At 70.4% G+C, this 20,288-nt stretch carries 21 protein-coding genes; 14 read left to right on the top strand and 7 right to left on the bottom strand.

All coding sequences use genetic code 11. The annotated features are described in order from the left end of the window. Positions 1 to 2: 2 nt before the first annotated feature. A complete protein-coding gene (locus tag MHY30_RS09485; protein WP_239276654.1) occupies positions 3 to 1,286 on the bottom strand; it encodes a hypothetical protein in 1,284 nt (427 codons plus the stop codon). Between the two features lie 303 nt (positions 1,287 to 1,589). Between MHY30_RS09485 and MHY30_RS09480 the strand changes: the two genes are divergently transcribed. From MHY30_RS09480 to MHY30_RS09470, 3 genes are all read left to right on the top strand, one after another. Next, positions 1,590 to 3,887 (top strand): polyribonucleotide nucleotidyltransferase, encoded by a 2,298-nt coding sequence (locus MHY30_RS09480; RefSeq protein WP_239276652.1) that lies wholly within the window; start codon positions 1,590 to 1,592, stop codon positions 3,885 to 3,887. Positions 3,888 to 4,112: 225 nt separating this feature from the next. Then, a complete protein-coding gene (locus tag MHY30_RS09475; RefSeq protein WP_239276650.1) occupies positions 4,113 to 5,138 on the top strand; it encodes an aldo/keto reductase in 1,026 nt (341 codons plus the stop codon). A gap of 79 nt (positions 5,139 to 5,217) precedes the next feature. Continuing rightward, on the top strand, positions 5,218 to 5,820 hold the full coding sequence (locus MHY30_RS09470; protein ID WP_239276649.1) for a histidine phosphatase family protein: 603 nt from the start codon (positions 5,218 to 5,220) through the stop codon (positions 5,818 to 5,820). Positions 5,821 to 5,851: 31 nt separating this feature from the next. Here MHY30_RS09470 and MHY30_RS09465 read toward each other — a convergent pair whose 3' ends face one another. Next, positions 5,852 to 6,325, bottom strand: a complete 474-nt coding sequence (locus MHY30_RS09465) for a GNAT family N-acetyltransferase (protein WP_239276648.1) — start codon at positions 6,323 to 6,325, stop codon at positions 5,852 to 5,854. A gap of 83 nt (positions 6,326 to 6,408) precedes the next feature. Here MHY30_RS09465 and dapB point away from each other — a divergent pair, with 83 nt between their 5' ends. Both dapB and MHY30_RS09455 read left to right on the top strand, forming a co-directional pair. Continuing rightward, positions 6,409 to 7,221: a 4-hydroxy-tetrahydrodipicolinate reductase gene (gene dapB / locus MHY30_RS09460; RefSeq protein WP_239276646.1), complete on the top strand. Its 813-nt coding sequence runs from the start codon at positions 6,409 to 6,411 to the stop codon at positions 7,219 to 7,221. Continuing rightward, positions 7,218 to 7,667: a tetratricopeptide repeat protein gene (locus MHY30_RS09455; RefSeq protein ID WP_239276645.1), complete on the top strand. Its 450-nt coding sequence runs from the start codon at positions 7,218 to 7,220 to the stop codon at positions 7,665 to 7,667. Before dapB ends, MHY30_RS09455 begins: the two co-directional genes overlap by 4 nt. A gap of 33 nt (positions 7,668 to 7,700) precedes the next feature. Here the strand turns inward: MHY30_RS09455 and MHY30_RS09450 are convergent, their stop codons facing one another. The 4 genes from MHY30_RS09450 to MHY30_RS09435 form a co-directional block, all read right to left on the bottom strand. Then, positions 7,701 to 8,615 carry a TIGR01777 family oxidoreductase gene (locus tag MHY30_RS09450; protein ID WP_239276643.1) on the bottom strand — a complete coding sequence of 305 codons (915 nt, stop codon included), beginning with the start codon at positions 8,613 to 8,615 and terminating at the stop codon, positions 7,701 to 7,703. Continuing rightward, complete coding sequence (locus MHY30_RS09445) at positions 8,608 to 9,033, bottom strand: OsmC family peroxiredoxin (protein ID WP_239276642.1); 426 nt, start codon at positions 9,031 to 9,033, stop codon at positions 8,608 to 8,610. Before MHY30_RS09445 ends, MHY30_RS09450 begins: the two co-directional genes overlap by 8 nt. 106 nt (positions 9,034 to 9,139) lie before the next feature. Continuing rightward, positions 9,140 to 9,712, bottom strand: a complete 573-nt coding sequence (locus tag MHY30_RS09440; RefSeq protein WP_239276641.1) for a DUF4395 domain-containing protein — start codon at positions 9,710 to 9,712, stop codon at positions 9,140 to 9,142. Then, positions 9,705 to 10,142, bottom strand: coding sequence for a thioredoxin family protein (locus MHY30_RS09435; protein ID WP_239276640.1), 438 nt, complete (start codon positions 10,140 to 10,142; stop codon positions 9,705 to 9,707). The genes MHY30_RS09440 and MHY30_RS09435 overlap by 8 nt, the downstream gene beginning before the upstream one ends. Before the next feature lie 179 nt (positions 10,143 to 10,321). Here MHY30_RS09435 and MHY30_RS09430 point away from each other — a divergent pair, with 179 nt between their 5' ends. From MHY30_RS09430 to MHY30_RS09420, 3 genes are read left to right on the top strand one after another with little or no spacing between them, the layout of a single operon-like run. Further along, the gene (locus MHY30_RS09430; protein WP_239276639.1) at positions 10,322 to 11,131 is read left to right on the top strand and encodes a thymidylate synthase; all 810 of its coding nucleotides are present in this window, start codon (positions 10,322 to 10,324) and stop codon (positions 11,129 to 11,131) included. Next, positions 11,128 to 11,631: a dihydrofolate reductase gene (locus MHY30_RS09425; protein WP_239276637.1), complete on the top strand. Its 504-nt coding sequence runs from the start codon at positions 11,128 to 11,130 to the stop codon at positions 11,629 to 11,631. Before MHY30_RS09430 ends, MHY30_RS09425 begins: the two co-directional genes overlap by 4 nt. Further along, the gene (locus MHY30_RS09420; RefSeq protein ID WP_239276636.1) at positions 11,628 to 12,383 is read left to right on the top strand and encodes an SDR family oxidoreductase; all 756 of its coding nucleotides are present in this window, start codon (positions 11,628 to 11,630) and stop codon (positions 12,381 to 12,383) included. The genes MHY30_RS09425 and MHY30_RS09420 overlap by 4 nt, the downstream gene beginning before the upstream one ends. Positions 12,384 to 12,411: 28 nt before the next feature. Here MHY30_RS09420 and MHY30_RS09415 read toward each other — a convergent pair whose 3' ends face one another. Further along, positions 12,412 to 12,948 carry an NUDIX hydrolase gene (locus tag MHY30_RS09415; RefSeq protein ID WP_239276635.1) on the bottom strand — a complete coding sequence of 179 codons (537 nt, stop codon included), beginning with the start codon at positions 12,946 to 12,948 and terminating at the stop codon, positions 12,412 to 12,414. A 108-nt stretch (positions 12,949 to 13,056) separates the two neighbouring features. Here MHY30_RS09415 and dapA point away from each other — a divergent pair, with 108 nt between their 5' ends. The 6 genes from dapA (at position 13,057) to MHY30_RS09385 (ending at position 20,231) form a co-directional block, all read left to right on the top strand. Continuing rightward, complete coding sequence (gene dapA, locus MHY30_RS09410; protein ID WP_239276633.1) at positions 13,057 to 14,034, top strand: 4-hydroxy-tetrahydrodipicolinate synthase; 978 nt, start codon at positions 13,057 to 13,059, stop codon at positions 14,032 to 14,034. A 77-nt stretch (positions 14,035 to 14,111) separates the two neighbouring features. Beyond that, on the top strand, positions 14,112 to 15,788 hold the full coding sequence (locus MHY30_RS09405; protein WP_239276632.1) for a ribonuclease J: 1,677 nt from the start codon (positions 14,112 to 14,114) through the stop codon (positions 15,786 to 15,788). A gap of 76 nt (positions 15,789 to 15,864) precedes the next feature. Beyond that, positions 15,865 to 16,356, top strand: a complete 492-nt coding sequence (locus MHY30_RS09400) for a GNAT family N-acetyltransferase (RefSeq protein WP_239276631.1) — start codon at positions 15,865 to 15,867, stop codon at positions 16,354 to 16,356. A 79-nt stretch (positions 16,357 to 16,435) separates the two neighbouring features. Beyond that, the gene (locus MHY30_RS09395) at positions 16,436 to 19,120 is read left to right on the top strand and encodes a DNA translocase FtsK (RefSeq protein ID WP_239276629.1); all 2,685 of its coding nucleotides are present in this window, start codon (positions 16,436 to 16,438) and stop codon (positions 19,118 to 19,120) included. After that, positions 19,120 to 19,707, top strand: coding sequence for a CDP-diacylglycerol--glycerol-3-phosphate 3-phosphatidyltransferase (pgsA, locus tag MHY30_RS09390; protein ID WP_239276628.1), 588 nt, complete (start codon positions 19,120 to 19,122; stop codon positions 19,705 to 19,707). The genes MHY30_RS09395 and pgsA overlap by 1 nt, the downstream gene beginning before the upstream one ends. After that, complete coding sequence (locus tag MHY30_RS09385) at positions 19,704 to 20,231, top strand: CinA family protein (protein WP_239276626.1); 528 nt, start codon at positions 19,704 to 19,706, stop codon at positions 20,229 to 20,231. Before pgsA ends, MHY30_RS09385 begins: the two co-directional genes overlap by 4 nt. Positions 20,232 to 20,288: the final 57 nt, after the last annotated feature.

Raw genomic sequence — 20,288 nt, 5'->3', positions numbered from 1 at the left:
CGTCAGTACCAGCCGGTGGACTCGGAGTGGGCCCACGCGGCGCAGGGGGAGCCGTAACGAGACGTGATGTACGACAGGCCCCACGCGATCTGGGTCGCGGCGTTCGTGCGCCAATCCGGACCGGCCGCGGCCATCTTGTCTCCCGGGAGTGCCTGCGGGATGCCATAGGCGCCGCTCCACGGGTTGTAGGCGTCGGCGCGCCACCCCGACTCCCGGTTCCACAGTGAGACGAGGCAGGAGAACTGATCGTCTCCCCAGCCGTAGCCGCCGAGGGCGCCACGGGCGTGGTCGCGGGCCTGCGCGGGAGTCATGGTGGATCCCGGCGGTGCGGTGGTTCCCCCCGACCCGGAGCCGGATCCACCGGAAGTCGACCCGCCGGAGCCCGATCCTCCCGTCGAGCCGGACCCGCCGGCACCCGTTCCGCCGGACGAGCCGGACGAGCCGGGCGAACCCGACCCGCCGGACGGGCCTGAACCCGAACCGCCGCCGTTTCCGACGGCGGACCCGCCGCCCGCCGGCGCACCGCTCTGACCCCCGGTCGCCCCACCCGGTGCGGCCGCTTGCGCCGCGGTCTGCTGGGCCAGACGCGCGGCGCGTTCCTGCGCGACCGAAGTCGCGCGCAGCGCGGCCAACCGGCCGAAAAGGTCGTCGAGCTCGGTCCGGGTCTGCGCGACCGTGGTCGCCTCGGCATCCGCCCGTGCCCGCGCTTCGGCGGCGGTCGTCTCCGCTGCGCTCGCCAGGCGGGCGGCCTCGACCCGTGCGGCGTCCGCCTGTGCGCGCAGCGACGCGGCGACGTCGGCGGCGCTGCGGGCCTCGCCCGCCGTGCGAGCCGTCACCGTCGTCACCCGATCCAGGATGCCGAGGCGCTGCAGCAGCGACTCCGGGTCGGCCGTGGTCAGCAATTGCGCGACGAGCGGTCCGCCGGCCGTCGTGCGGTAGAGGCGGGACGCGCTCGCGCCCGCGCGCGCGCTCGCCGCCGCCCCCGCCGCGTCGGCGGCGATGCTCTGGGCGGTCAGCGCCTCCGCTCGCTCCGCAGTGCTCTCGGCTAGAAGCCGCGTGCGTTCGGCGATCGCCGAGGCGTCGAGCGCGTCGCGCGACGCGGCCGACGCCGCTGCCTCCGCGGCATCGAGCTGGCTCTGGATCTCCCGCACGGCGGCATCCCCGTCCTCCGCCGCGACGAGGCGAGAAGGCGTCGCGGTGGCGACGGTCGCGGGTGCGGCGATGGCAGCGCCGCACGCCAGGGCACACGCCAGAACCATGTGACGCGTGTGACGTCTGAGGCCCATGAGGCGAGGGTACGGCACGCCTCGCCGCAGAACCACCGGCGGATGCCCCGCCCTGATAGGCTCTCGGAGGGTGCCGCCATGGCATCCGCTCAACTCAAGATGAGCTCACGGAGCAGGCCGGCAGACGCTGGTCCCCTGTGGTGGACTCCCCGTCATGACGCCGGGTGGTCGTCTACTGGTGGCCAGTCGCCGGGATTTCCGGGTCGACGTGTCGGCGCGCCCTTTCTGCCTGTTCCTGCTCCTTCGCATGTCTGCTCGTCGCCCACACGGGGCGGCGAGCCTAAACAAAGAAGGAGGGACCTCTTGGAAGGTCCGGAAATTACCGCCGCAGAGGCCGTTCTCGACAACGGCCGTTTCGGTACCCGCACGGTTCGCTTCGAAACCGGTCGTCTCGCGCAGCAGGCGCAGGGCTCGGTCGCCGCGTACCTCGACGAAGAGACCATGCTTCTCTCGGCCACCAGCGCCGGCAAGCACCCGCGTGAAGGCTTCGACTTCTTCCCGCTCACCGTCGACGTCGAGGAGCGCTCGTACGCCGCCGGCAAGATCCCCGGCTCGTTCTTCCGCCGCGAGGGTCGCCCGTCCACCGAGGCCATCCTCGTGTGCCGTCTCATCGACCGTCCGCTGCGCCCGTCGTTCGTCGACGGCCTCCGCAACGAGGTGCAGATCGTCGTGACCGTGCTCTCGATCGCGCCGGGCGAGTTCTACGACGCCCTCGCGATCAACGCCGCGTCGCTGTCGACCCAGATCTCGGGTCTGCCGTTCTCGGGCCCCATCGCGGGTGTGCGCCTCGCGCTCATCCCCGGTCACGGCGAGCATGCCGACCAGTGGGTCGCGTTCCCCACCGCCGCGCAGCTCGAGGACGCCGTTTTCGACCTGATCGTCGCCGGTCGCGTCCTGGAGGACGGCGACGTCGCGATCATGATGGTCGAGGCCGAGGCCACCGAGGGCAGCTGGAGCCTCATCAAGGGCGGCGCCACCAAGCCGAACGAGCAGGTCGTGGCCGAGGGCCTCGAGGCCTCGAAGCCCTTCATCCGCGAGCTCGTCGCCGCGCAGAACGTCGTGGCGAACACTGCCGCCAAGGAGATCCAGCCCTACCCGGTCTTCCCCGCGTACAGCTCCGAGGTCTACGACTTCGTCGCCGGCCGCGCGTACGACGACCTCGTCGGCGTCTACCAGATCGCCGACAAGCAGGAGCGGCAGAACGCCGACGACGCCGTCAAGGACCGCGTCAAGGCCGATCTTATCTCCGCGGTCGAGGCGGGCGAGCTTCCCGCGGGCGCGCCGCTGGAGTTCTCCGCGGCGTACAAGTCGGTCACCAAGAAGATCGTGCGCGGTCGCATCCTCACCGAGGGTGTGCGCATCGACGGTCGTGGCCTCGCCGACATCCGCCCGCTCGACGCCGAGGTGCAGGTCATCCCGCGCGTCCACGGCTCGGCGATCTTCCAGCGCGGAGAGACCCAGATCCTGGGCGTCACCACGCTGAACATGCTCAAGATGGAGCAGCAGATCGACTCGCTCTCGCCCACGACGAGCAAGCGCTACATGCACCACTACAACTTCCCGCCCTACTCGACCGGTGAGACCGGGCGCGTGGGCTCGCCGAAGCGTCGCGAGATCGGGCACGGCTTCCTCGCCGAGCGCGCTCTCGTCCCGGTGCTCCCCGGCCGCGAGGAGTTCCCGTACGCCATCCGTCAGGTCTCCGAGGCGCTGGGGTCCAACGGCTCCACCTCGATGGGTTCGGTCTGCGCCTCGACCCTCTCGCTGCTGAACGCGGGTGTGCCGCTGCGCGCCCCCGTCGCCGGCATCGCGATGGGTCTGGTCTCCGACGAGGTCGACGGTCAGACGCGCTACGCCGCGCTGACCGACATCCTCGGCGCCGAAGACGCCCTCGGCGACATGGACTTCAAGGTCGCGGGTACGAGCGAGTTCGTCACGGCGATCCAGCTCGACACCAAGCTCGACGGCATCCCGTCGTCGGTGCTCACCGCGGCGCTGCAGCAGGCCCGCGAGGCGCGCCTCACGATCCTCGGTGTGCTCAACGCGGCGATCGACGCGCCCGACGAGATGGCGCCCACCGCGCCCCGCGTCATCAGCGTGCAGATCCCGGTCGACAAGATCGGTGAGCTGATCGGCCCCAAGGGCAAGACGATCAACGCGATCCAGGACGAGACCGGCGCCGACATCTCCATCGAGGAGGACGGCACCGTCTACATCGGCGCGACCGACGGCCCCTCGGCCGAGGCTGCCCGTGCGCAGGTCAACGCGATCGCGAACCCGACCAACCCCGAGGTCGGCGAGCAGTTCCTGGGTACGGTCGTGAAGATCGCGACGTTCGGCGCGTTCATCTCGCTCCTGCCCGGCAAGGACGGCCTGCTGCACGTCAGCGAGGTCCGCAAGCTCGCCGGCGGCAAGCGCGTCGAGAACGTCGAAGACGTCCTGTCGGTCGGCCGCAAGATCCTGGTGCGCATCACCAAGATCGACGACCGCGGCAAGCTGTCGCTCGAGCCCGTGCTCGACGAGGCAGCCACCACCCCGGAGCCTGCCGACACGCAGAGCTCCGCGGCCGCCAGCGAAGGCCCCGAGGCTCCCGCCGAGGGCTGATCCCGCGTCACCGGATGCCCGTCCCGCTTCGTGCGGGGCGGGCATCCGTGCATTCTGCCGCTCCGCGTGCGTGCGATGCGCGTGACACCAAGCGTTATGCAATGTTTACCGCCGAGCCGGGAGAATCGGCAGCCACCGGCCGGCCAGGCCCTACCCTCGAAATACGCGTCGGGGGGCGAAGCGGGCGCCGCCGGCGTCCGGTCTCCGGCGCACGAGGAGAAGCCGATGAGCGGCTCGGGCGTCGACGAGACGGCGCCGCCGCCCCTGCGTCGGAATCGTGTGCCGCACCCGTCCGCACCGGTGACTCTTCAGGGGCCCGGCCTCGGCTCCCACGTGCGCGTTCCCCTCGGTGAGACGGGCTTCGATGTCTTCCCGCTGTTCCTGGGCGGGGGCGAGTTCGGGTGGAACGTCGACGCGAAGGTGAGTCACGACATCCTCGACACCTACGTCGAGCTCGGCGGGAACGCCGTCCACACCGCCGACAGCTACGCCGCCGGTCGCAGCGAGTACATCATCGGTTCCTGGATGCAATCGCGCCGGACGCGCGAGGACACCGTCCTGACGGTGCGGGTGGGGCGACACCCCGACAACCCCGGACTCGGTGCCGTCAACCTCGTTCGGGCCGTCGAGGGGTCGCTGAGTCGCCTGGGCACCGATCGCATCGACGTGCTGTCGCTGGACTCCGTGCGCGGTGATCCGGCGGTGCTCGAAGACACCCTCGCCACGTGCGAGTGGCTCGTCGACAGCGGCAAGGTGCGCGCGATCGGGGCCCACGGCTACACCGCGGCGCAGCTGGTGGAAGCGCGCATCCTCTCCTCGGCCGGCTACCCGCGGGTCACGGTGCTCGACGTGCCCTACAACGTCCTGCGGCGCGACGAGTTCGACGGCGACCTTCGCCTCATCGCCTCCGCGCAGGGCATCGCGGTGACACCCTCGCACCCCCTCGCGCACGGCTTCCTCGCGGGCGAGACTCGGACGCGCGGGCAGCAGACGAGCTCGGTGCGCGGCTCGCAGCTGGCCGCGAATCTGAATCGCCGCGGCTCGCGGGTGCTGCGGGCGCTCGACGCGATCGGCGAAGAGCTGGGGATTCCGGATGCCGCTGTCGCGGTGGCCTGGTTGCTCGCGCAGAAAGTGGTCACGGCTCCGATCGTGAACGCTTTCGCGCCGCGCCACGTCGTGGAATGCATGCGCGCGGTCGGCGTGCGTCTGAGCCGGGCACACTTGTCGGACATCGCCCGCGCCGCGGACTGACCGGCCGCGTGTCGGGGGTGTGACGTAGGCTGGAAGTGTTTTGCGGGGGGCCCGCACACTGACGACGAGGTGAGTTGACGTGACGCACTACATCTACCTGGTGCGCCATGGCGAGCACCAGGATGCCGAGCACGGACTCACCGACGGGCCACTGTCTCCGCGCGGTCAGCGTCAGGCCGGGCTGCTGGCCGACCGCCTGTCCGGGCTGCCGTTGGATGCCGTGTGGCACTCGCCTCTCGAGCGCGCCGCGCAGACGGCCCGTGCGGTCGCCGAACGCCTGCCGTCGGTGTCGCCCGAGGCATCCGCTCTGCTCTTCGACTGCGTGCCGACGGGGATGACGCCCGAGACCCCGGCCGCGTACGAGCCGTTCTTCGGCGCCGTGACCGAGGCGGAGGTGGAGGCGGGGCGCGCGCAGATGGCCGACGCGACCGCGGAGTTCCTCGCTCGGAAGACGGGGGAGGTGCATGAGCTCCTCATCACGCACAACTTCGTGATCGCGTGGTTCGTCCGCGAAGTGCTGCAGGCCCCCGACTGGCGGTGGATGACGATCAACCAGGCCTACTGCGGCCTGACCGTCATCGCGCAGAAGAAGGGCCGACCTTGGACTCTGCTGTCGCACAACGACCTGTCGCACCTGCCGGTCGAGCTGCGCACCGGGCTGGTCGACCCGCTGCCGGTCTAGAACGCGCGCGGCGCTTCGACGACCGCGCGACTCACAGCGACTTGCCGTACCAGCGTGTCGCGTTCGTGTTGTCGTTGTACGCGGGGATCGCGTGGAAGCCCGATCGTGCGTAAAGCCCTCCGGCGGCATCCAGGGTGTGATGGGTGTCGAGCACGAGTTCGGCGGCGCCGCGCTCGCGCGCACGGCGCTCGAGATCCTCGAGGATGAGGCGTCCCCACCCGCGCCCGCGGCCGGTGTCGCGGACGAAGAGGTGCTTCACCTCATCGCGGGGGCCGTCCGGTCCATCGGCGATGCGTCGGATTCCGCCGCACCCGACGGGCCGTCCCTCGTCGTCGTCGAGGACGACGAAGACACCGGCGGGCTCGACGAACGTCGCGGGGAGCGGGAAGACCGTCCGGTAGGCGCCGGGACCACCGGGGAAGATCGAGGCGCGGAGGGCGAAGTACTCCACGAGCAGTGCGTGGGCGTCCGGAGCATCGACGGGGGAGGTGCGAATCGAGACCACCCTCCGATGCTAGGCGAGGGCCGGCTCGGCGCGTCTGTGGACAGGACCGGCCCGCTCACCGTGCCGCCACTTAGGCTGGCAGCATGACCACACGCGTTGCCATCGTGGGCGGAACCGGGAAGCTCGGCGGAGTCATCCGTGACGTCGTCGAGGCCGAAGAGGGGTACGAGGTCTCGGCGGTGCTCGGCTCGGGCTCAGACCTCGCCGAGCTCGACGGCGCCGACCTGGTGATCGACGCGTCCACCCCCGCGGTCTCGATCGACGTGGTGCGTGCGGCCATCGAGCGCGGCATCAACGTGCTCGTGGGAACCTCCGGCTGGTCGAATGAGCGCATCGCCCTCGTGCGACCGCTCGTGGATGCCAGCGGCACCGGTGTCGTGTTCATCCCGAACTTCTCGCTCGGGTCCGTCGTGGGCAGTGCGCTCGCGGCCGCCGCGGCCCCTTTCTTCCCCTCGATCGAGATCGTCGAGGCCCATCGCGAGACGAAGGTCGATTCCCCCAGCGGAACCGCGGTGCGGACGGCCGAACTCATCGCCGCTGCCCGCGAGAAGGTGGGGCCGGTGCAGTCGCCGCACGTGGATCAACGCGCCCGCGGTCAGCAGGTCGCCTCGGTTCCGATCCATTCGCTGCGGCGGCCCGGTGTCATCGCCCGGCAGGAGACCGTCCTCTCGGGGGCGGGGGAGTCGCTGACGATCGTGCACGACACCATCGATCCGGCGACGGCCTACGCTCCCGGCATCCGGATCGCGATGGCGGCCGCTCGTGAGGCCCGCGGCGTGGTGATCGGACTCGACAGCTTCATCGACATCGGGGTGCGCACGCGCCCCGCGCGTCCGGAAGCGCCGGTCGCGGATCAAGACGTGTCGGGTCAGGTCGCCGGCGTCACCAGCGCATGAGGACGCGTGTCGCCGTCGCCGTCATGACGGCGTTGCTGTTGCTCTATGTCGTTCTGGCCGGTCAGCGTGCGATCGTGCTTCTGACCAGTGGCGACGGCGTCGGCGTCGCGATGGGCGTCGCCCTCCTCGTGCTGCCGCTCCTGGCGCTATGGGCGATCGGCCGTGAACTGTGGTTCGGCGTCCGCGCGCAGAAGCTCGGCGAGACGCTGGATGCCGAGGGCGCGCTGCCGCACGAGGAGATCGAGGTGCGGCCGAGCGGGAGGGCGACGCGCGACGACGCCGATCTGCTCTTCCCCGCCTACCGCGCCGACGTCGAGGCTCACCCCGGCGACTGGCGCGCCTGGTATCGGCTGGGGTTGGCGTACGACGCCGCGGGGGACCGCCGCCGCGCCCGCCAAGCGGTCCGCAAAGCCATTTCGCTCGACGCGGCCGACCGCAAGCGCTGAGCGGTCCGCCGTCCGGCTAGACGGGTCGCGGCGCTATCGCGTGGCCGGTACGGCGGAGGCCACGGCGTCCTCGACCGTCGTGTGCGTGAACGTGAAGCCGCTGTTCTCCAGCACGGCCGGCCGCACGTCGGCGTCGGATGTCAGCAGCGCTTCGGTCGCGTCGCGGCCGAGCGCGAGCTTCATCCCCCAGACCGGTGCCCGCAGGGCGTAGGGACGGTTCATGCGGCGCGCCAGCGCGAAGCCGAGGTCATTCGCCGTCGCGCGGGTCGGACCGCACAGGTTGACCGCTCCGTCCAGATCGGAGTCGATGACGTGGCGGATGGCTCGCACCTCGTCGTCGAGCGTGATCCAGGGCCAGACCTGCGTCCCCCGGCCGATGGGGCCGGACACGCCCAGTTTGGTCAACAGAAGCAGGGGCTTGAGGACACCGCGCTCGTGGATGAGGGGCGCCGTCCTCAGCATCGCCACGCGGGCGCGCGGTCCGGCGGCTCGTGCCGCGTTCTCCCATTCGCCGCAGATGTCGGCGAGGAAGCCCTCGCCGCGCCGCGCGTCCTCGGTGAGGACGGCGCCGGGCTGAGAACCGTAGTAGCCGGTCGCGGAGGCGTTCACGAGTGCCGGAGCGTCGTCTCCCAGCTCGCGGATGGCGGTGGCGAGCGTGCGCGTCGGGGTGATCCGCGACCACAGCAGCGTGCTCTTGTACGACGCGGTCCACGGGAACCGGCCGATCGTGGCCCCGTTCAAGCAGACGACCGCGTCCGCGCCCGCGAGAACACCCGGGTCGAGCGGAGAGGCGTCCTCGAGCCACTGGACTTCGTGCGCGCCGGTCGGCTCTCGACGGACGAGGGAGACGACCTCCACGCCGTCCGCGCGCAGGGAATCAGCGAGGGCGGACCCGATCAGGCCCGACGCGCCGGCGAGGACGACGCGTCGGGCCGAGGACTCAGGCAAGCGTGGCCTCGAGCGTGATGTCGATGCCGGCGAGGGCCTGCGAGACGGGGCAGTTCGCCTTGGCATCGTTGGCGATCTTCTCGAACGTCGCGGCGTCGATGCCGGGGACGACGGCGTTGACGTTCAGGTGGCTGCCCGTGATGCCGGTTCCGGGCTTGAAGGTCACCGAGGCGGTCGCGTCGATCGACTCGGGCGGGGTGCCGTTGTCAGCGAGGGCATTGGACAGCGCCATGCTGAAGCACGACGAGTGGGCGCCGGCGAGCAGCTCCTCGGGCGTGGTCACCGAGCTGGAGCCTTCGCTCCGCGCCTTCCAGTTCACGTCGAACGTGCCGATTCCCGACGAGGTGAAAGTGACCTCTCCGGACCCCTCGAACAGGCTGCCCTTCCAGGCGGTGCTGGCTTCGCTCGTGACGGTCATACGAACCTCCGGGTTTCCGCGCAGCCCCATGCGGCTGCGGCGATCGCCAGCGTAGTCCGCGCATCCGCGCGTTCGGAGGTCTTGACAGGTGAGACCGAGCGCGGCGTCAGGCGGGCGAGGGCCGGCGTCGGCCGATGAGCCCCGCGCGCTGCAGAACGAGGTAGAGCTGGCATCCGAGGCACAGTCCGAACGCGGCGTTCAGGAACGCTGCGACGAAAGCCATCGCCGCCGCGATCGGCAGAGCCCACGGCACACCCGCAAGGTGAAGGACGAGCCCGACGACCGTGACGAACAGACCGACGCCCTGGGCGAACCGCGGTGGGCGCGGGTCCTCGAACTCGGCGGGCGGCGCGAGGCGCGGCTGGACGACGCGACGGAACAGGACGCCCCACGGCGCGGTGCGGGGCGAGCCCACGCCCCACGCGAAGAGAACGGCCACGACCAGGAGTAGGAGGAAGCCGGGGTCGGCGATGCGGGCGACCAGCGGTGCGACCGACACCGCCCAGGTGTCGGGGGCGTACCTCTCGCCCGAGAGCGGTTGGTAGGCGAACCACCCGACGTCGGCGCGGGCGGTGGAGATGCCGATGAGCGACAGGAAGGTCGCCACGAGCAGGAGGACGGCGGTGATGGATGCCGCGAACCGCGGCCCCCGGACGTCGATGCGCGGTGTCTCAGGCACGGGCGGACTCCTCCTGCAGGCGGCTCAGTTCGAGCTCGACGACGGCACGTCCCGGCGTACCGCCGAAACGCGTCCGGATCGCACCGTGGCGGTCGAGGACGAGGGTGGTCGGCGTCTGCAGCACGCGGAAGTGCTGCGCGATGTCGGGGCGGTGGGTGAGGTCGACGTCGAGGTGGCGGACGCCGTCGCGATCGCCCGCGATCTCCGACAGCATGCGGTGGACGCCCGGGCAGCGCGAGCACATCTCGGTGCTGAACTGCAGCAGGGTCGCCTGCTCGCCGAGGGCGTCGGCGCCCAGGCGGCGCGGGTCGACGATCTCGGTGGAGTCCACCGTGCGAGCTCGGCCCTGCGAGCGGCGGAGGACGATACCGGCGCCCACGGCCGCGACGATGAGCGCGGCGGTCGCGAGAAGAGCGAAAGTCAGGTCCACGACCGACAACGCTAACGCGCGCACCGCGGGCGAGGGCCCATGCGTCGCAGAATGACGCTTTCGCCCGGGGTTTGTCCAGCGGACGCCCAGGCGGAACCCTTCTCCTCAAACGCTCCACGGCATCCCGGCTGTCGACGTGCACGCCCCGAGCCGGGGAGGGCCCGAGTATCGTGACAGCCGTGACCGCCGACATCCCCACGCCGTATGAAGACCTTCTCCGCGACGTCCTCGAGACGGGCGTGCACAAGTCCGATCGCACCGGGACCGGCACGACGAGCGTGTTCGGACGGCAGATCCGATTCGACCTCGCCGACGGCTTCCCGCTCATCACGACCAAGCGAGTGCACATGAAGTCGATCGTGTACGAGCTGCTCTGGTTCCTCCGCGGCGAGTCCAACGTGGGCTGGCTGCAGCAAAACGGTGTGACGATCTGGGACGAGTGGGCGGATGCCGAGGGGGAACTCGGCCCCGTGTACGGCGTGCAGTGGCGGTCGTGGCCGACGGCCGACGGGGGCGAGATCGATCAGATCGCGCAGGTGATCGAGCAGATCCGCCGCGACCCCGATTCGAGGCGTCTGATCGTCTCCGCGTGGAATCCGGCCGCTATCCCCGACATGGCGCTCGCGCCGTGCCACGCGCTGTTCCAGTTCTACGTCGCCGACGGCAAGCTCTCCTGCCAGCTGTACCAGCGCAGCGCCGACATGTTCCTCGGCGTGCCGTTCAACATCGCGTCCTACGCGCTGCTCACGCTCATGGTCGCGCAGCAGACCGGACTCGAGCCGGGGGAGTTCGTCTGGACGGGCGGGGACTGCCACGTGTACGACAACCACCGCGCCCAGGTGATCGAACAGCTCTCGCGCGATCCGTACCCCGCGCCGACCCTCCGGTTCGCGCGGACGCCCGAGTCGATCTTCGAGTACACCTACGACGACATCGTTCTCGAGGGCTATCAGCACCACCCGGCGATCCGCGCGGCTGTCGCCGTATGACGCGGGTCGGTCTCGTCTGGGCGCAGGCGCATCGAGGCGTCATCGGCGCCCGCGGGGGGATGCCCTGGCACATGCCCGAAGACCTGGCGCACTTCCGCCGCGTGACGGGGGAGTCCGACGTCATCATGGGTCGTCGGACGTGGGAGTCGCTCCCGCCGCGATTCCGTCCTCTCCCGGGACGCCGCAACATCGTGGTCTCGCGGTCGGACGACTGGTCGGACGACGGAGCGGAGCGCGCCGGCTCTCTCGCGGCTGCGCTGGATCTGTCGACCACCGCCGACGTGTGGGTGATCGGCGGCGGCCGGCTCTACGCCGACGCCATCCCGCGCGCCGATGTGCTCGAGGTCACCAGACTGGATCTCGACGTCGATGGCGACACGTTCGCCCCCGCGCTGGACGGATGGGCCCGCACGGGGGCCGACCCCGAGGAGGGCTGGCACCTCTCGCGGACCGGCATCCGGTATCGCTTCGAGACCTACGTCCCGGCGGGGCGCCCATGACGCGCACGGCGCTCATCACGGGCGCCAGCTCCGGTCTGGGCGCGGAGTTCGCGCGGCAGCTCGCCCACCGCGGCGCGGGTGTCGTGCTCGTCGGCCGCGACCACGACGCGTTGTCCCGGGTGGCCGATGAGATCCGCTCCCGGTCGCGCGGGCACGTCGAGATCCTCCGCGCCGACCTCCTCGACGACAACGACCTCGCCGCGGTCGAGGCCCGCCTGGCCGCCGGTGTGGACATCCTGGTCAACAACGCCGGTTTCGGTCTCGATCTCGCCTTCGAGAAGAACGCCGTCACCGACGAGGTGCGCCACCTCCGTCTCCACGTGGAGGTCGCGCTCCGCCTCACCCACGCGGCCATCCCGGTGATGCTCGGGCGAGGCGGTGGACGCATCGTGAACGTCGCGTCGGTGGCGGGCTTCATCCCGCGCGGCACGTACGGCGCGGCCAAGGGCTGGCTCATCTCCTTCAGCCGGTGGGCGAATGCGGCCTACGGTCCGCGCGGTGTCACCGTCACCGCCGTGTGCCCCGGCTTCGTGCACACGAACTTCCACGAACGCCTCGGTCTCCCGCCGGGACAGGAGGGCGTCCCGCCGGGCATGTGGCTCGACGCCGGCGCTGTCGTGCGTGAAGGCCTGCGCGACGCAGCGCGCGGACGTGCGGTGTCCGTGCCGTCGCTGCGGTACAAGCTGCTCGTCCTGGCATCCCGCGTCCTGCCCGACCGTGTCGTCGTCCGCGCCGCGGCGCGAGGCCGGTGAGGTCGGCGGCCCGCACGGCGAACGGGCCTCAGCGGAAGCGGTGCAACCGGATGCCGGCGAATGCCAGGGCCGCGATCGTCTCGCCGTCCGAGATCGTCCCGTCGGCTACGAGGTCGAGCGCATCGGCGAACGGCACCCAGCGGACCGCCTCGATGCCCTCTTCCCGCTGGGACACCGCGGCATCCGTGATGCGCAGGTCGCGCGCGAGGAACACGTGCTCCGGAGCGACCGCGATGCCGTTGAGCGCGTTCATCCGGCCGAGGTGCTCCCACCGTGCCGCCGTCACGCCCGTCTCCTCGTGCAGTTCCCTCTGCGCCGCGACGAGGGGGTCCTCGCCGTCGCTGCCGCCTGCCGGTACCTCGAGCGAACGCCCCGTGGTGTAGCGCTCCAGCTCGACCAGGCACACGCGCTCGCGGTCGTCGAGAGCGATGACGAAGACAGCCGGCTGCTGCATCTGGACGACGCCGTAGATGCCCTCGCCGTCCGGCCCGGTGACCTCATCTTCGTGTACCCGGATCCAGCGGTTCTCGTAGACGGTGCGCGATGAGCGGGTGGTCCAGGCCATGCGGTCAGCCTAGGGCGCGGACGATCCGTCGCCGTCGGTCGCGCGAGGAACGTCTCCACGCACGGGCTCGACCGGGGCGCGGGCAGGTCGAACCGATAACCTGAGACCATGACGCACTCCGGCAACCCCTTCGGTCAGGTGCTCGTCGCGCTCGTCACCCCGATGACGGCCGACGGCGAGGTCGATTGGCCCGCCGTCGAAAAGCACATCGACGACGTCGTCAGCGCGGGCGCCGACGGTGTCGTCGTCACCGGGACCACGGGCGAGACCTCGACTCTCACCGACCCCGAGAAGCTCCGCCTCGTCGAGGTCGGCAAAGACGTCGCCGCCGGACGCGCGAAGATCATCACGGGTGGCGGCTCCAACGAGACCGCGCACGCGATCGAGCTCTACAAGGCCAGCGAGAAGGCCGGCGCCGACGGCATCATGATCGTCACGCCGTACTACAACAAGCCCACGCAGGCCGGCATCCTGACGCACTTCCGTCTCGTCGCCGACGCGACCGACCTCCCGGTGATCCTCTACGACATCCCGGGACGCACGGGCGTGGAGATCAAGTACGAGACGATCCTGCGCCTGGCCAAGCACCCGAACATCCTCGCCGTGAAGGATGCCAAGGGCGACTTCAGCGAGGTCAGCCGCGTGCTCAATCAGACCGACCTGATGTACTTCTCGGGCGACGACGCCAATGTCCTGCCGCACCTGTCGATCGGCGCATCCGGCCTCATCGGGGTCACCGCCAACATCGCCGCGGCGCCGTACCGGACGATCGTGGATGCCGTGAACCGGGGCGACCTGGCCACGGCGACCGCCGCGCACCAGCGTCTGGAGCCGCTCGTGCGTGCGGTCATGACGCACGTGCCGGGCACGGTCGCGGCGAAGTACATCCTGCACGGCCTGGGCCGCATCGGCAGCCCGCGCGTGCGCCTGCCCCTGGTCGGACCCGAGGAATGGGAAGCCGCCGCCATCGAGGACGAGCTCGCTCTCGTGCGCGACGTGCCCGGCGCGGACTTCTCCAACTTCCGCCCCGACCGCAACGCGGCCGCCGGCGGCGCACTGCCCAAGGTGCACGGCACCACCAGATAAGCATCGGCGTCCGCCGAACCGCGGCCTGGGACGCCACACGAAGGGATGCCGCGCGGCGGCATCCGAGGAGGCACCGAATGCCCACGACCGTCTACGATCCCCCCGCACTCGCCCCGGGCACGCTGCGGGTCGTCCCGCTCGGCGGCCTCGGCGAGGTCGGACGCAACATGACCGTCTTCGAGTACGAGGGCAAACTCCTCGTCGTCGACTGCGGCGTCCTCTTCCCCGAAGAGCACCAGCCCGGTGTCGACCTGATCCTGCCCGACTTCGAGCCCATCCGGCACCGCCTCGACGACATCGTCGGCGTCGTCCTGACCCACGGTCACGAGGACCACATCGGCGCCGTGCCGTACCTGCTGAAGCTCAAGTCGGACATCCCCCTCATCGGCTCCGGGCTCACGCTCGCCCTCATCGAGGCGAAGCTCAAGGAGCACCGCATCCGCCCGTACACCCTCACCGTGAAGGAGGGGCAGCGCGAGCAGGTCGGCCCCTTCGACCTCGAGTTCATCGCGGTGAACCACTCGATCCCGGATGCCTTGGCGGTGGCGATCCGCACGCCCGCGGGGCTCGTGCTGGCCACGGGCGACTTCAAGATGGACCAGCTCCCGCTCGACGGTCGCATCACGGATCTTCGTGCGTTCGCCCGCCTGGGGGAGGAAGGCGTCGACCTCTTCCTCGTCGACTCCACCAACGCCGACGTCCCCGGCTTCACGCCCACCGAACGCGCCATCGGCCCCGTGCTCGATCAGGTGATCGCCAGAGCTCCGCGCCGCGTCGTCGTCGCCAGCTTCTCCAGCCACGTCCACCGCGTCCAGCAGGTCCTCGACGCCGCGCACGCGCACGGACGGCGCGTGGCGCTGCTGGGACGCAGCATGGTGCGCAACATGGGCATCGCGGCGGACCTCGGCTACCTGAACGTGCCCGAGGGCGTCCTCATCGACTACAAGAAGGCGCGCGACCTGCCCGACGATCGGATCGTCTACATGTCGACCGGTTCGCAGGGCGAGCCGATGGCGGTGCTCAGCCGTATGGCCAACCTCGACCACGCGATCGAGCCGGGCGAGGGCGACACGGTGATCCTGGCATCCAGCCTCATCCCCGGCAACGAGAACGCCGTCTACCGCGTGATCGACGGGCTCACCAAGCTCGGCGCCACGGTGGTCCACAAGGGCAACGCGAAGGTGCACGTCTCGGGGCACGCCGCGGCGGGCGAGCTGTTGTACTGCTACAACATCCTCCAGCCCAAGAACGTGCTCCCCGTGCACGGCGAGTACCGCCACCTGATGGCCAACGCCAAGCTCGCGCAGGAGACGGGCATCCCCGCGGAGAACACGATCCTCGGCGAGAACGGCACGGTCGTCGACCTGCGCGACGGGCGCGCCGAGGTCGTCGGACAGCTCGACCTCGGCTTCGTCTACGTCGACGGATCGTCGGTGGGCGAGATCACCGACGCCGACCTCAAGGACCGTCGGATCCTCGGCGAAGAGGGCTTCATCTCGGTGATCGTCGTCGTGGACCGGCAGACGGGCAAGATCATCTCGGGTCCCGAGGTGCACGCGCGCGGGTTCGCGGAGGACTCCGCGGTGTTCGAAAGCGTCAAGCCCAAGATCGCCGCGGCGCTCGCCGAGGCGGCGCAGTCGGGTGTGCGCGACACCCACGCGTTGTCCCAGGTCGTCCGCCGCACGATCGGCCGCTGGGTCAACCAGTCGCTGCGACGCCGGCCCATGATCGTGCCCCTCGTCATCGAAGCGTGAGGTCCGTCCCCTCTCTCGCCGCGGCGGAAGGGGGGACCGGCCGCGGTGCCCTCGTCGGCATCGGTATCATGCGGGCATGCCCGCCATCCCGATCCGCGCGGCACTCCCGTCCGACGGCGTGTTCCTGGCCGACATGACGGTCGAGGCCGCCAACTGGCGCGCCGGGAGCGCCCGGCCGCGATACGAGGTGCTCAGCAACCCCGACCATCAGCGCTACGTCGCGGGGTGGCAACGACCGGGCGACGCCGGATTCGTCGCTCAGTCACCCGCCGGTGAGGCGATCGGCGCGGCCTGGTACCGCCTCTTTCCGCGGGGCGAGCCGGGCTTCGGGTGGGTGGGAACCGGCGTTCCCGAGCTCATCATCGGGGTGCGGCCGGTGTGGCGGGCGCACGGCGTGGGGCGCGCGCTGCTGCAGCGCCTGGTCGCCCACGCCCGCGACCAGGGCTACTCCCGGATCAGTCTGAGCGTCGAGAGGGACAACTTCGCCCGGACCTTCTACCGGAGCGAGGGCTTTGCGGTCACACGGGCCGGCCAGGGGCGCGACGTGATGGTCAAGACGCTGCGCTGAACCGCTGCCGCGTATCGGTCCTGTCTCGAACCCCGCGTCGGTCCGCGCGAATGTCGGACACCCCGCCTACCGTGGAGGAATGCCCCGCAGTACGTCCACGTCCGGCGGTCGCGCACCCGCGAAGGGACAGGCGCGATCGAAAGCGTCCGCGCCCGCGCCCAAGCGGTACGTCGACGAGCCCGAGAAGCCGCCGGTCGCCGTCCGCGCCTGGACCGGGCTGGCCCACGGGGTCGGGGGGATGTTCCGCGTCTTCGGTCCCGAGACCCTCGAGCGCGACCAGCGGCGTGACGGGTTCCCCTTCTTCCTCGTCGTCCTCGCCGTGCTGGGCGCGGTGGTCGAGTGGTTCTTCATCGGCACCGACGTCGCCGCCACCATCAGCGCCTACAGCTTCGGAGGCGCGATCGGTCGAGTGGCCTTCGTCTTCCCGGTGCTGCTCCTGCTCCTGGCGGGGTGGCTGTTCCGGCATCCGTCCTCCGTCCACGACAACGGGCGCATCGGCATCGGTTTCGCGCTCTTCGTCATCTCGATGGCCGGGTTCTGTCACGTCGCCGGGGGGCGGCCGGCGCCCAGCGAGGGCCTGCCGACGCTGAGCCTGTCCGGCGGGCTGGGGGGCTGGTTGATCGGTGAGCCGCTTGCTCTCGTCCTCACCGATGTCGGTGCGTACATCGCTCTGTCGGTGCTGACGATCCTTAGTGTCCTGATCCTCACGAAGACCCCGCCGAATCGCATCGGCCAGCGCCTGGGCGATCTCTACGCGTGGATGTTCGGTGCCGAGCGAGTCGAGAAAGACGCGACGACCGCGGTCCTCCCCGTCGACGCCGACGACGAGACGCCCGCCGAGAAGTCGTTGCCGTGGTGGCGGCGGAACAAGTCCGGACGCGAAGAGGACGCGGATGGCGACCTCGGATCCGACGATTTGACGACGCTGCTCACACCGGGGGCGCCTCAGGGCGGCTTCGAGTCGCCGGTCGTGTCTCCCGCGGCCCCCGCCGCTCCGCCCGCGCGCCCGCCGTTGCCGCCGGCGCCCGACGCCATGACCGAGGTCATCGACCCCTCCGCGCTGGCGGGGGTCACCACGGGACGCGGCCTGCAGGACGATTCCCCGAACGTCGACACCGACGATGATCTCCCGGGCATATCGGGGCTCGGAGGCGACAACGCCGGCGTCCCGCCGTCCGCCAACTACCGCCTGCCCTCGGTCACCGCCCTCGCCGCCGGGACGCCCCCGAAGGAGCGGTCCGCAGCCAACGACGCGGTCGTGCGCGCCATCGAGAGCGTCATGGAGCAGTTCAAGGTCGATGCGCGGGTCACGGGATTCTCCCGCGGCCCGACGGTGACCCAGTACGAGATCGAGGTCGGACCCGGGGTGAAGGTCGAGCGCATCACGGCGCTGACAAACAACATCGCGTACGCGGTCGCCTCCAACGAAGTGCGCATCCTCGCCCCGATCCCGGGGAAGAGCGCGATCGGCGTCGAGATCCCGAACACCGATCGGGAGATCGTCACGCTCGGCGACATCCTGCGGTCGGATGCCGCGGCATCCTCGACCCACCCCATGACGATCGGTGTGGGCAAAGACGTGGGCGGCGGGTTCGTCGTGGCGAACCTCGCGAAGATGCCCCACCTCCTGGTGGCCGGCTCCACCGGCTCCGGGAAGTCGAGCTTCGTCAACTCCATGATCACGAGCCTGCTCATGCGGGCGAAGCCGTCCGATGTGCGGATGGTGTTGATCGACCCCAAGCGCGTCGAGCTCACCTCGTATGCGGGCGTGCCGCACCTCATCACGCCCATCATCACGAATCCCAAGAAGGCCGCCGAGGCGTTGCAGTGGGTCGTGAAAGAGATGGACATGCGCTACGACGACCTCGCGTCGTTCGGCTTCCGTCACATCGACGATTTCAACAAGGCGGTCGTGGCCGGTGAGATCCAGCTGCCCGCCGGAAGCGAGAGGGTGCTCAAGCCCTACCCGTACCTGCTCGTGGTGGTCGATGAGCTCGCCGACCTCATGATGGTCGCCCCGCGCGACGTCGAGGACTCGATCGTGCGCATCACGCAGCTGGCTCGCGCGAGCGGCATCCACCTGGTGCTCGCGACCCAGCGTCCGTCCGTCGACGTGGTCACGGGCCTCATCAAGGCGAACGTGCCTTCTCGTCTCGCATTCGCCGTCACCAGCGTGACGGACTCGCGCGTCATCCTCGACCAGCCCGGTGCCGACCGGCTCATCGGCCAGGGAGACGGGCTTTTCCTCCCCATGGGTGCGTCCAAAGCGGTCCGTGTCCAGGGGGCGTGGGTCAGCGAACAGGAGATCGAGCGCGTCGTCGCCCACGTCACCCAGCAGGCGCGGCCCGAGTACCGGGCCGACGTCCAGGCGGCCGCCGAGAAGAAAGAGATCGACGCCGACATCGGTGACGACCTCGAGCTCCTGCTGGCCGCGGCCGAGCTCGTGGTCTCGACGCAGTTCGGTTCGACGTCGATGCTGCAGCGCAAACTCCGAGTCGGGTTCGCCAAGGCGGGGCGCCTCATGGACCTGCTCGAGTCGCGCGAGATCGTCGGTCCGTCCGAGGGTTCGAAGGCCCGCGACGTGCTCGTGACGAACGAACAGCTGCCCGCGGTGCTCGCCCGGTTGCGCGGCGAGGAGCCTCCCGCCGGCGCCGACGACGACCCGTACGGCGGGGATCCGGTCGAAGCGCAGTTCGATGGCATCCCGACCGTCGAGGACGATGAGGGATCGGAAGACGCCTGGCAGCTGACGGGGCGCGACTGATGGCCGTTCACCCGCAGCTGCCCAACGCCATCACCATCGTGCGCATTCTGTGCGCCCCGATCTTCCTCTGGATGCTGCTGGTCGACGGCGGTACCGGGGGAGGGCTCCGCTGGGCCGCGGCGATCCTGTTCATCGTGGCGATCGCCACGGACGGCGTCGACGGGTACATCGCACGGCGCTATGAGATCGTGAGCGACCTCGGCAAGCTTCTCGACCCGATCGCCGACAAGGCCCTGACCGGGGTGGCGTTCGTCGGCCTGTCGATCCTGGGCGAACTGCCGTGGTGGGTCACCGTCGTGGTGCTCATCCGCGAGATCGGTATCACCGTCTACCGCTTCATGGTCGTCAGCGACCACGTCCTCGCCGCCGCGTGGATGGGCAAACTCAAGACAGTGGCGCAAGCCGTCGCGCTTTCCATCGCGCTCCTCCCCTTCGCCTCGTTGTCGGATGCCGCGGTGTGGCAGTCCACCGTGTGGTGGGCGGGAACGGTGACCATGACGATCGCGGTCGTTCTCACGATCGCCTCGGGTATCGACTACGTGGTGTCCGAGGTGCGAGGCGCCCGGGCGAAGCGGAACCGCCGATGATCGACGGCGTCCCCGACGACCTCGACGAGACACTCGTGCGAGAACCCCGCGAGACGGCGGCCGTGCTGCTGGACCGCCTCGTCGAACTCGGCTGGACGGTGGCGGTCGCGGAGTCCCTCACCGGCGGAATGGTGGTCTCGTCTCTCGTCGACGTGGCGGGAGCCTCGCGTGCCGTCAGGGGCGGGATCGTGGCGTATGCCACCGACCTCAAGCGCAGCGTCCTCGGCGTTGACCCCGCTCTTCTGGAGGCCCACGGCGCGGTACACCCGCGCGTGGCGCGACAGATGGCACGAGGCGTCCGTGACGTCCTGGGCCGGGACGGAAGCCCGGCCGACGTCGGCATCGCCACGACCGGCGTCGCCGGTCCAGAGATGCAGGACGGGCAGCCGGTAGGAACGGTGCATATCGCCGTGTCAACGCCCCTCGGCACGCGGGTCGATTCGCTGGTGATTTCCGGCGACCGTGACCGGGTGCGGCGCGAGGCGACGCACATCGCCCTTCGGCGGGCTCTCGCCGCGCTCTGACGACTTCTCGATAGGCGGCGAGCGGGGGAACAAATCATGGCACAAGCCCGTTGTTGT

It is taken from the genome of Microbacterium sp. ACRRU (genome assembly GCF_022346945.1).
In the GTDB taxonomy this organism is placed as follows: Bacteria; Actinomycetota; Actinomycetes; order Actinomycetales; family Microbacteriaceae; genus Microbacterium; species Microbacterium mcarthurae.
This window is presented reverse-complemented; position numbering and strand designations above follow the sequence as displayed.